At 72.5% G+C, this 10,019-nt stretch carries 8 protein-coding genes and 1 pseudogene; 7 read left to right on the forward strand and 2 right to left on the reverse strand.

The features are described 5' to 3' along the window. Nucleotides 1–965: pseudogene (locus tag CCN42_RS38315) on the reverse strand (glycoside hydrolase family 5 protein); the annotation flags it as partial. Between the two features lie 220 nt (nt 966–1,185). After that, nucleotides 1,186–3,039 carry an acyl-CoA dehydrogenase family protein gene (locus CCN42_RS38320; protein WP_339384497.1) on the reverse strand — a complete coding sequence of 618 codons (1,854 nt, stop codon included), beginning with the start codon at nt 3,037–3,039 and terminating at the stop codon, nt 1,186–1,188. 359 nt (nt 3,040–3,398) lie between these two features. Between CCN42_RS38320 and CCN42_RS38325 the strand changes: the two genes are divergently transcribed. The 7 genes from CCN42_RS38325 (at nt 3,399) to CCN42_RS38355 (ending at nt 9,988) form a co-directional block, all read left to right on the forward strand. Next, nucleotides 3,399–4,088 (forward strand): ScbR family autoregulator-binding transcription factor, encoded by a 690-nt coding sequence (locus tag CCN42_RS38325; protein WP_086170357.1) that lies wholly within the window; start codon nt 3,399–3,401, stop codon nt 4,086–4,088. Nucleotides 4,089–4,730: 642 nt separating this feature from the next. Continuing rightward, nucleotides 4,731–5,957, forward strand: a complete 1,227-nt coding sequence (locus CCN42_RS38330) for a cytochrome P450 family protein (protein ID WP_086741842.1) — start codon at nt 4,731–4,733, stop codon at nt 5,955–5,957. Nucleotides 5,958–6,145: 188 nt separating this feature from the next. Next, complete coding sequence (locus CCN42_RS38335) at nt 6,146–6,808, forward strand: ScbR family autoregulator-binding transcription factor (RefSeq protein WP_086741843.1); 663 nt, start codon at nt 6,146–6,148, stop codon at nt 6,806–6,808. Between the two features lie 180 nt (nt 6,809–6,988). Further along, a complete protein-coding gene (locus CCN42_RS38340; RefSeq protein WP_169731603.1) occupies nt 6,989–7,384 on the forward strand; it encodes a cell division protein SepF in 396 nt (131 codons plus the stop codon). Between the two features lie 392 nt (nt 7,385–7,776). Next, nucleotides 7,777–8,985 (forward strand): AAA family ATPase, encoded by a 1,209-nt coding sequence (locus CCN42_RS38345; protein ID WP_086741845.1) that lies wholly within the window; start codon nt 7,777–7,779, stop codon nt 8,983–8,985. Then, nucleotides 8,982–9,347 carry a nucleotide pyrophosphohydrolase gene (locus tag CCN42_RS38350; protein WP_173883436.1) on the forward strand — a complete coding sequence of 122 codons (366 nt, stop codon included), beginning with the start codon at nt 8,982–8,984 and terminating at the stop codon, nt 9,345–9,347. The genes CCN42_RS38345 and CCN42_RS38350 overlap by 4 nt, the downstream gene beginning before the upstream one ends. A gap of 170 nt (nt 9,348–9,517) precedes the next feature. After that, nucleotides 9,518–9,988 (forward strand): DUF6099 family protein, encoded by a 471-nt coding sequence (locus CCN42_RS38355; protein WP_086173702.1) that lies wholly within the window; start codon nt 9,518–9,520, stop codon nt 9,986–9,988. Nucleotides 9,989–10,019 lie beyond the last annotated feature (31 nt).

Here is a 10,019-nt window from a genome sequence, read left to right on the forward strand (position 1 = left end):
GCGGCCGGGGTGCCGGGGGCGGTCGGGGCCTGGGTGTCCGGGCCGGTGCCGCCGAACACCGTGGCCTCGCGGGAGGTCTGGGCGATGCCGTTGGCGCCGTGGAAGATGCGCTGGCCCCAGGAGCTGAGCCGCGCCGGGTCGAAACCGATCGCCAGGTCGAGGATCGGGTCGGTGTTGCCGCTCCAGGACCAGGCCAGGTAGCCCAGGTCGAGCTGTTCGGCGGCNNGCCGCCGAACTCACCGATCACGATGGGCAGTTCCGCGGCGACGAAGGCGTTCAGGTAGTCGGTGATCTCCTGGGCCGTGTCGAAGACGCTGTACATGTGGATCGAGAAGATCAGGTTCCCGGTGGGATCGGCGGCGTACACGGAGCGGNNNNCCCCAGTTCGGCGCGTCCACCATGATCGTGTGCTGGAAGCCGGCGGCGCGCAGCTTCTTGACGGCGGCGATCGTCGGCTCGGTCCAGCCCTGCGGGTTCGTGTTGCCCCAGGGCTCGTTGCCGATGTTGACGATGACGTAGTTCTCCTCGCCGGCCAGGACGTCCTTCAGGCTGATCCAGTAGTCGGCGGCGTGGTCGAGCGTGCCGGCCGCGGCCTCCTCGCCGTAGCCGGTGGTGTCGTGCACCTCCAGGACGCAGATCAGGCGGTTGGCCTTGCAGTCGTCGACGACGGCCGCGACGTCCTCGGGGCTGTTGCGGGTCCAGCGGTGGCCGTCGGAGAGGACGACCCGCACGGTGTTGGCGCCCAGCGCCTTGATGTCGGCGAGCGACTGGGTCTCGCCCGGATACCAGGTGTGGGCGTGGTTGACGCCGCGCATCACGAAGTCGTTCCCGTTGCCTTCGAGCAGGCGGCCGTCGCTGATGTGCAGACCGGTGGCGGCGGCGCCGGGCGACTGCGCGCGGGCGGCCGGGGCGGCCAGGGCGAGCAGGCCCAGCAGGGTGGCCAGGGCGGCCACGACCGCGAGCAGCGGGGTGGTTCTCGTCGTGCTCCTTGACGTGTTTCCTGTCGACCTCACTACGGCTCCAATGAGTGAGTCAGAAACCGGACGGGGTGGGAAATGCTGGTGCGGTACGGGTGCGTACGGGTGTGGGAGCGCTCCCATGAAGCCATCGCGCCAAGAGCACGTCAAGAGGCGTGACATGGGGGAGTGGTCCGCGATGCCGCCGGGACTCCGTCGCCGAAGGCGGTCAGGCCATCGTGGGCTGGGCCAGGGTGCGGGAACCCAGCGCGGACCGCAGGGCCGGGTCGGGGGCGGACCGGTAGTGGTCCACGTAGTCGGGGCCCGCGATCGGCACCCGGGACAGGAACTCCTCGGGCAGGTCGAAGGCGTCGACCAGGGCCATCAGATGGGGGGCCAGATCCGCGACGACCCCGCCCTCGACGGGGTGCAGCGACGTCACCTGCTCCGGCGTCATCAGCCCCGAGGCCAGCAGGTCCCCCGTGTGGGCGCGGAGTTGGTCCAGCAGGAAGAGGCGGGCGACGTTCTCCAGCAGGAACCGGCCGTGCGCGGTGCGGGCCTTGCCGACGGCGCCCAGCAGGGCGTCGGCCGCCTGGACCCGGGCGTGCGCGGAGACCATCTCCAGGGCGGCCTCGGAGGTCGCGTTCCACCGGCCGACCGGATCCCCGGCGGGGCCGCCGCGCAGGTCCTGCCGGGCGCGGGTCTGCCAGATCCGCTCCACCGAGGCGAGCAGATCCCGCAGGAAACCGAGGTCGGTGAGATCCCGGCCCTCGGGCCGCACCGGCCGGCCCGGGCCCGACTCGTGCCCGAAGACCATCTCGGAGGCGGCCTTCACCCAGATCACCAGGTTGTCGCCCTCGGCCGTGATGCCGCCCTCGATGTTCAACTGGAGGTCGGCCAGGCCGTTCTGCGGGAAGAGGCCCTGCGCCCCGCAGCGCTCCCGGCACTCGACGGTGATGTCCCGGGCCTGCCAGGTGATCCAGCCCTTGGCGACGGCGATCAGCCGCTCGACCTCCTCGCGCTGCTCACGGTCGGTCTCGTCGTGGGCCGTCCAGCGGTCGACGACCGCGCGCTGCAGGAAGGTCATGGCGTAGGCGGTGGACAGGGAACGCAGCAGCCGGGCGTGGTGGCTGCGGTGCGCGGTCAGCGGGACGCGCTGGCCGACCTTGGCGCCGCCGACGTGCCGGTGGTGGGCGTAGCGCACGGCGACGGCGAGGGCGGCGCGCGCCATGCCGAGCGTGCCGGCGCTCATGCACAGCTTGCCCACCGTGACACGGCCGACGGACCGCAGGAACCGCTTGCGCCGGTTGCCCAGTGAGCTGGTGAGCCTGCCGTTCTCGTCCAGCCGGCCGTGCGCCGCCTCGAGCATGGCCGCACGCGGCAGCCGCACATGGTCGAAGGAGGTCAGGCAGTGGTCGACCGGGGGCCCGGTGCGGTCGGGCAGCCGCTGGACCCGGACGCCGGGCAGATGGCCGTTCTCGTCGCTCAGCGGGGTGAGGAAGAGGAAGATGCCCTGGTCCTCGTCGTCGACCAGCAGCCGGGCGGCGACCACCGCCGTCTTGGGGCCGCCGGTGAGGCTGGTGTTCGGCATGAACTTCTGCGCGCCGACGGTCGGCGTGTGCAGCACGAACCCGCCGGTCCCGCGGTCGTAGCGGGCGACCGTCCGCAGGTTGGCCACGTCGTTGCCGTGCTCCAGCTCGGTGCACAGGAACACACCGGTGCGCCGCATGGCCGTGTACGGCGACAGGTCGCGGCAGTAGCCGTCGTGGTCGAGCAGGCTGCCGAGGAAGAGGTTGTAGTGGATGCTCGCCAGGGTGCACAGGCCGCCGTCGACGAAACCGGTCCACTCGTGCAGCGCGGCGAGCCGGCGGGCGTCGTAGGCCAGCGCCTCGGCGGACGGGATGGCGCGGTTGACCAGCCGGAGCCGCTGGTAGGAGAGTTCGGCGCGATCCCGGGGGGTGAGCCCCGGACGGTAGGCGAAGTCCTCGCCCGCGACCAGCGCACGCCACCGGCCGTGCACGCGGTCCCGTTCGTCGCCGTCGAAGAGCAGATGGGTGAGTTCGTCCACGGCGCTGCTGTCCACGGGCGCAATGGTACGGAGTCGGCCGACGGAACCGCCCACCCGGTCCGGTTCTCCGGGGGTGCCACTGAGCGGTGCTTCGACCCGCTGAAACATCGACTGTCCCCCAGGGAGTGCCGGGCCGGAAGGCGGGAGTGGTGGCGGCGGGCATAAAGCTACGGACCAATCGGTTTGTTATCAACCCCTTGCAAAACCGGCTGGGTGGTTTTATTGTTCCGGACGGACGTGTGAATTGAACCGGTTTCACGCGCCCGGTCAGGTACGACGGGTGGTGCGACTCGGCGCCGACTCATCACTCCACGCGAGCAACAGGAACACGAACCTCTCAGTCTCTTCCGGTCGAGAGGTGACGGAGGGGTGCAGTGGCACAGCAGGAGCGGGCCATCCGCACGCGCCAGAAGATCGTCAAGGCGGCGGCGGAACTGTTCGACGAGGTCGGCTACGAGGCGGCGACCATCTCCGAGGTTCTGAAGAAGTGCGGCGTGACCAAGGGCGCGTTGTACTTCCACTTCTCCTCCAAGGAGGAACTCGCCCAGGAGGTGCTGGCCGCGCAGGTCGCCGCCCTTCCCCCCGTCCCCCCGCAGGAGCTGTACCTCCAGCAGACCCTGGACGAAGCGCTGCTCCTCGCCCACCTGCTGTGTCTCGGTGACCCCATGGTGCGCGGCAGCATCCGGCTCACCGTGGACCAGGGATCCCCGCAGGACGGACTGGACCGCCGGGTCCCCATGCAGGGCTGGATCGACCACAACACGGACGTCCTGGCCCGGGCCAAGATGGCCGGCGAGCTGCTGCCGCACGTCGATGTGCCGTCCACGGCCATACTCTTCACCAGCAGCTTCACCGGAGTCCAGGTGCTCTCCAAGATCATGACCGGACACGCGGACATGGTCGAGCGGGTCACCGACCTGATGCGCAACCTCATCACCGCGATCGCCGTCCCCGGCGTCCTGGTCCGCCTGGACTTCGCCGCCGACCGCGCGGAGCGGGTGTACGAGGAGGCCGTCCGGCTCCGCGACGAGCAGATGGCGGCGAAGGCCCCGGCCACGGCGTGAGGTCACGCGGGCCGCGTGGGGGCGTGGCCTGGTGGAACGGGAGCCGCGGAGGCGGCGGCCCGGCGGTGCGACGCGGCGGGTGGTGATTCTCCACGCTCCCGCGGCCGAGGCCGCGGTGATGGTCCACGGCGTGACGGCCGCAGGGAGCGGCGGCAAGGGCGGTGCGGGGGGCGACCGGCCGCAGGAGGCGGCAGCCCGGTGGAACGGCAGCCGGGGGCCGACGCTCGGGCGGAAGGCGGCCGGTATCAGCCGGCCGGGCGAGACGGCCGCGTCGAGGGCGGCGGCCGGGGGCACGTGGCCGAGCCGTCTGCGGTCTGCCACGTGCCACGTGTCATGTGCCTTCTGCCAGTTGCTGTTCGTCGTCCGCTGTCCGTCGCCATTTGCCGTCCGTGGGGGGCGCCGGGTGACGCGGCCCCGCCGGACGGGAATGACTGCCTGACGCCGGTCGTGTATCACTACACACACCGGACGCATCAATCCGCGCCGGTGTGACGGCGGCATGCGCCGGCCCTCTCAGCGACGGCCGGGGCCGGTGACGGGCCGTCATCACGGGGGAACAGCAGCCGCCGCTCGTCGATCTCCTCGGTGTGGGTGCGCAGGGCTGGGGGCGGAACGCGAGACGACCGAACGGAGCGCAGGAGAATGAACCTCACTTCTGGTGGCCACACACTGGACGTGGCCGGACGGGACCTCGCCGGCGAGGCCGCGATGCTGCGGGCACAGGGCCCGGCCGTCCAGGTCGAACTGCCCGGCGGCGTGCGCGCCTGGGCGGTCGTACGGCAGAGCCAGGTGGAACGGCTGTTGCTGGACCCCCGGGTCTCCAAGGACGCGCGGCGCCACTGGCCCGCCTTCATCGAAGGGCGGATCACTCCCGACTGGCCGCTCTTCCCGTGGGTCGCGAACGAGAACATGCTCTTCGCGTACGGCGCGGAGCACGCACGCCTGCGCCGGCTGGTCGCCGGGGCCTTCACCGCCCGCCGTACCGCCGCGCTGAAGCCGAGGATCGAGGAGATCACCGCCTCGCTGCTCGACGCGATGGACGCCGGTTCCGAGGACGGCCGGGCCGAACTCCGGTCGGCCTTCGCCGAGTCGCTGCCGCTCCAGGTCGTCTGCGAGCTGTTCGGGGTCCCGGAGGGGGAGGCCCGGACCGAGTTGTGCGCCGCCCTGCGGGTGGTGTTCTCCTCCAGCGTCACGGCCGAGACCATGGAGACCGCCCGGGCCACCGCCTTCCGGCTGCTGGCCGAGCTGGTGGCGGCCAAGCGCGAGGCGCCCGGGGACGACCTGACCTCCTCGCTCATCGCGGCCCGGGACGACGGCGACCGGCTCAGCGAGAACGAACTGCTCGGCACGCTCTTCCTGATGATCGCCGCCGGCCAGGACACCACCTCCACGCTCATCGTGAACGGGGTGGGCTCACTGCTGGCCGACCCTGAGCAACTGGCGCACGTACGGGCCGGCCGGGCCGACTGGGGGGACGTGGTCGACGAGACGCTGCGGGTGCACAGCCCGGCCGCCTACTCGCCGATGCGGTTCGCCGTGGAGGACATCGACCTCGACGGCGTGCTGATCCGCCGGGGCGACCCGATCCTGGTGAGCTTCGCGGCGGGCGGGCGCGACCCGGAGCGGTACGGTGACGACGCCGACCGTTTCGACCTGCTGCGCACCGACCGCGATGGCCTGGGCTTCGGGCACGGCGTGCACCGCTGTCTGGGTGCTCCGTTGGCGGTCCTGGAGGCCACCATCGCCTTCCGCGCCCTCTTCGGGCGCTTCCCGGACCTGGCCCTCGGCTGCCCGGCGGAGGAACTGCGCCCGCTGCCGACGTTCCTGCTCAACGGTTTCGGCGCCCTGCCCGTGCTGCTGCGGGGCTGAGCGGGGGCTGAGAGGGCTGAGACGGGACACACGAAAACCGCGAGGCCGGTTTGTTAAGCTGGTTGTCTGCGTTACCGGGCGACGATGTGTGCAGCAAGCATCCAGCTTCACCCGGTGAACCGACTGCCGGGTGAAGCGGCACCTCGTCTCCCGCGGCGCTGACCTCCAGCGGAGCAACGGAGTCCTCCATGGCCAAGCAGGAACGCGCGATCCGGACGCGCAACGCCCTCATCGCCGCCGCGGCCGAACTGTTCGACCAGGACGGCTTCGAGGCGTCCTCCCTCGCGGTGATAAGTGCCAGGGCGGGCGTCAGCAGCGGAGCGCTGCACTTCCACTTCGCCAACAAGGCCGCGCTGGTCGACGGGGTGGTCGACGCGGCCGGGGAGCGACTGCGGCTGATCACCCGGCACCGCGACGCGCTGTCCCTGCAGGTCCTCATCGACGCCAGCCACGACCTGGTGCAGGGGTTGGCGCAGGATGTCGTGCTGCGCGCGGGGTTCGCGCTCAGCGCCCGCCCCGAACGCACCGCGGCGGCCCGCGACCTGCGCCGGGACTGGCAGGCGTGGGTCGAGGCCACGGTCGAACGGGCGGCGCGCGAGGGGGCGCTGGTGCCGGATGTGGCTCCCCGCGACCTCGCCGCGACGGTGGTGGCCGTGGCGGCCGGTCTGGAGACCCTCGGCGGCGGGGACCGGCGCTGGCTGGAGCGTTCGACGCTGACGCGCTTCTGGGCGCTCCTGCTGCCGTGCGTCGTGAGCCCGGCGGCGAGGGAGCTGTTCGTGGCCCTGGGGCGTACCGGGGCCGAGTCGGTTCCGCGCGGTGTCCCGGTGGCGCCCCCGCGGATCGGGCCGTGAAACCGTACCGCTTCCGCTGTTTCCTGCGGGAGAGTAGGTGGTGACGCACGCTCCACCGGCAACGGGCGCGCATCGCGACCTGCGGCGTCGCGCACCGTGTCGCTGTTGGGCCGAACGGGTGACTTGGCGTAAGAATTGGCTGGTGCAGGCGATGAGTGCGAGTCAGATCGGGGGGAGCCGGTGAACAGTCACGGTCACGACGTCACCGATGAACAATGGGAAGGGCTCGCCCAGGTCGTGCCGCTTCGGGGCCGCGACGCATGGCCGTCCGCGGTGAACCACCGCACGCTTCCGGAAGCGGAGACGGAGACCCGACGGCGGTTCGTGGTGCTGCGGGTCAACGTGTTCGCGGACGCCCGTGAGGTCGCCGAGACCCTGATGTCCGGGATCCCCGTCCTCCTCGACCTCACCGGGGCGGAGGGAGAGGTCGCCAAGCGCGTCCTCGACTTCAGCACCGGGGTGGTCTTCGGTCTCGCCAGCGGGATGCACCGGGTCGACCGCAACGTCTTCCTCCTCACCCCGCCCGGCACCGAGGTGCAGGGGCTGATGGAGGGCGCGGGGCTGCCCGGCGTCTGACGCCGGCGCGTTCGGTCGCCCGATCGTAGGAAGGGCGTCCAAGCGGAACGGTTCGCCCGGCGGCGGGGCCCTACGGTCCGCATATGGCTGCGTCCTTTGCATCGTCCGCGGGATCCGAGCGATCCGCCCCCCTCTCCCCGCCCTCCGGGGCACCCGGCCCGGCCGGCCGGGCCCAGGCCTCCGGGTCCTCTTCCCGGAGGTCCGCGGGTGCGCCCACGGCTGCCGGCGTCTCCGAGACCTCCGGTCCGCCCACGACGTCGGGTGGGCCCAGGGATTCCGGTGCGTACGGGGCTTCCGGCTCGTCGGAAGCCCCCGGCTCCTCCGGCTCCCCCGGTCCCTCCGGTCAACCCGGGCCGGCCGGGGAGGCGGACGCGTCGGGGGCGCCGGTTCGGATGCCGGTGCCCGCGCAGTCGCCCCGGTCGGTGTCCGCCGGGCAGACGGCGGCGGGCGCGGCCGCCGGGGATCCGCCCGGTGGGCATCCGCGGCGCTCGCTGCGCCCCCACCTCACCGAGCTGCGGCTGTCCGCCTTCGCCGGGCACCGGCGGGCCGGATTCCCGCTGGGCCCCGTGACCCTGTTCGCCGGGCCCAGCGGAGCCGGGAAGACCAGTGCCCTGCGGGCGTACGAGGCGCTGGCCCGGCTCGGCGGGGGCGCGCCGCTGGGCGAGGTGTTCGAGGACCCCAGGGCGTGTGTGCCCGAGCGGGCGCGGCCCGACGCGCAGCAGCGGCGCGGGTTCCGGATCGGCTGCACGGCGGACGGGCCCGAGGGGCCGGTCCTGCTGGACGTCGCCGTCCAGGCCGAGCCGGAGCTGCGGATCGTGGGGGAGCGGCTGACCGCGCGGGGAGTGGTGCTGCTGGAGACGGCCCTGCGTGATCCGGCCCGGCGCGCGGTGCAGGCCGCCTGGCACACGGCGGGCTCGGCACCGGTCACGCGCGCGCCGCTGCCCGACGACCGGCTCGGCACCGCGCTGCTGCCTCTGCGGGTGGCCGGGAAGACCGACGGGCAGCGCCGTGTGCTCGCCGCCGCCGAGCAGATGGTGGTCGCCCTGCGGTCGGTCTTCGCCTGCGACCCGCTGCCCGAGCGGATGCGGGCGCCGGTGCGGAACGGCCCCGGCCGGCTGTTCGGCACCTGCGACAACCTGGCCGACGTGCTGTGGCGGACCCGCGCGGAGTGCGGGCGGCGGCACGCGCAGTTCATCGAGGCGGTGGCCGCCGGGTGCGCCGGGCCCGTGGCGGACGTGCTGGCCGAACCGACCGGGTACGGCACCCTGCGCGCCCTGCTCGACCGGGGCGACGGTTCGCGCACCGACTTCGCGCGGCTGGGCGACGGCGAGCTGCGGTACATCGCCCTGGCGCTGGTGCTGCTCACCGGGCCCGGCGTCCTGGAGGTCGACCCGCCCGGCGAGGTGCCGGCCGCGCTCCAGGCGCTGACCGTGCTCACCGACGGCTTCGACCGGCAGGTGGACGTACGGCAGCGACGGGCGCTGCTGCGGCTGGCGGCGCGGTCGGCGCAGGACGGGCACATCCGCTTTCTCGGTGCGGTGAGCGACGCGTCCTGGGCGGTCGGGGAGCGGGGAGTGACGGTGGTACACCTGAAGCCGTGACAGGAGAGCACCAGCACCACGTGTCCCGGGAAGACCGCGAGCCCCTCGATGTGGCCCGGCTGCAACGCCGTCTCGCCGAGTTCGCCGCGGCCCGGGACTGGCAGCCGTACCACACCCCCAAGAACCTGGTGGCGGCGCTGAGTGTCGAGGCGTCCGAACTCGTCGAGATCTTCCAGTGGTTGACCCCGGAGGAGTCGATGCGGGTGATGGCCGATCCGGACACCGCGCACCGGGTCAGGGACGAGGTCGCCGACGTCCTCGCCTATCTGCTCCAGTTGTGCGAGGTGCTCGGAGTCGACCCGCTGGCCGCGCTGGACGCGAAGATCGACCGTAACGAGCGGAGGTTCCCCACACCGGAGTGACATCGTCCGCTATTACTCTCCGCAGTCAAAATGGCGATCGAATCCGAATTGTTGTCCGCAATTTCCGCCTTCCTCTAGCTTTTCGTCTCAAGCACCCTCACTCTGGGTAGTGACACAGCGAAGGTCGGGCGGACGCGTCGAGAGCGCGTCGGGACGGACGGGGGCAACGCATGGACGCGGTGCGGCTCATCGTGACGAGCAGGCGAGCCCTTGCGGCGAGCGGCGAAGTGCCGCAGATCATGACGGAGGTGTGGCAGGCCCAGGCGCTGGCGCAGGCGATCGGCAGCCGCCTAGCCGTCTTCGGCCCGCCCGAACTGCGCGGCGAGGCACTGGGGTTGACGGAGCTGGCGGGTCGCGGCTGCGGTGTGCTGGACCCGCCGGATCTCGGCCCGGGCGAGCTGCGCGCGGCCCAGCTCACCGAACTGGGCGACGCGCGCCAGGCGTTGACCTACCTGGGCGGACTGCTCGGCGAGGTCGGCATCGCGATGGTCGGCATCGCCTGCGCCGCGCCCGACGAGGCGACGTACTGGCAGTGCATGGAGGCCATCGACGCCGCGGACGAGTCCCGGGACCGGGTCCGCGAACTGCTGCGCAGACTGGCGGACCGGGAACAGGCGATACCCGAGCGGGAGGCGGGCTGACCACCCCGGCCTCCCGCGCACCCGGAAGCCC

This window comes from Streptomyces glaucescens, from assembly GCF_002154375.1.
GTDB lineage: Bacteria > Actinomycetota > Actinomycetes > Streptomycetales > Streptomycetaceae > Streptomyces > Streptomyces glaucescens.

Coding starts and splice junctions, on each gene's coding strand:
- CCN42_RS38330 (WP_086741842.1), top strand. CDS start 4,731: ATGAACCTCACTTCTGGTGGCCACACACTGGACGTGGCCGGACGGGAC.
- CCN42_RS38335 (WP_086741843.1), top strand. CDS start 6,146: ATGGCCAAGCAGGAACGCGCGATCCGGACGCGCAACGCCCTCATCGCC.
- CCN42_RS38345 (WP_086741845.1), top strand. CDS start 7,777: ATGCCGGTGCCCGCGCAGTCGCCCCGGTCGGTGTCCGCCGGGCAGACG.
- CCN42_RS38355 (WP_086173702.1), top strand. CDS start 9,518: ATGGACGCGGTGCGGCTCATCGTGACGAGCAGGCGAGCCCTTGCGGCG.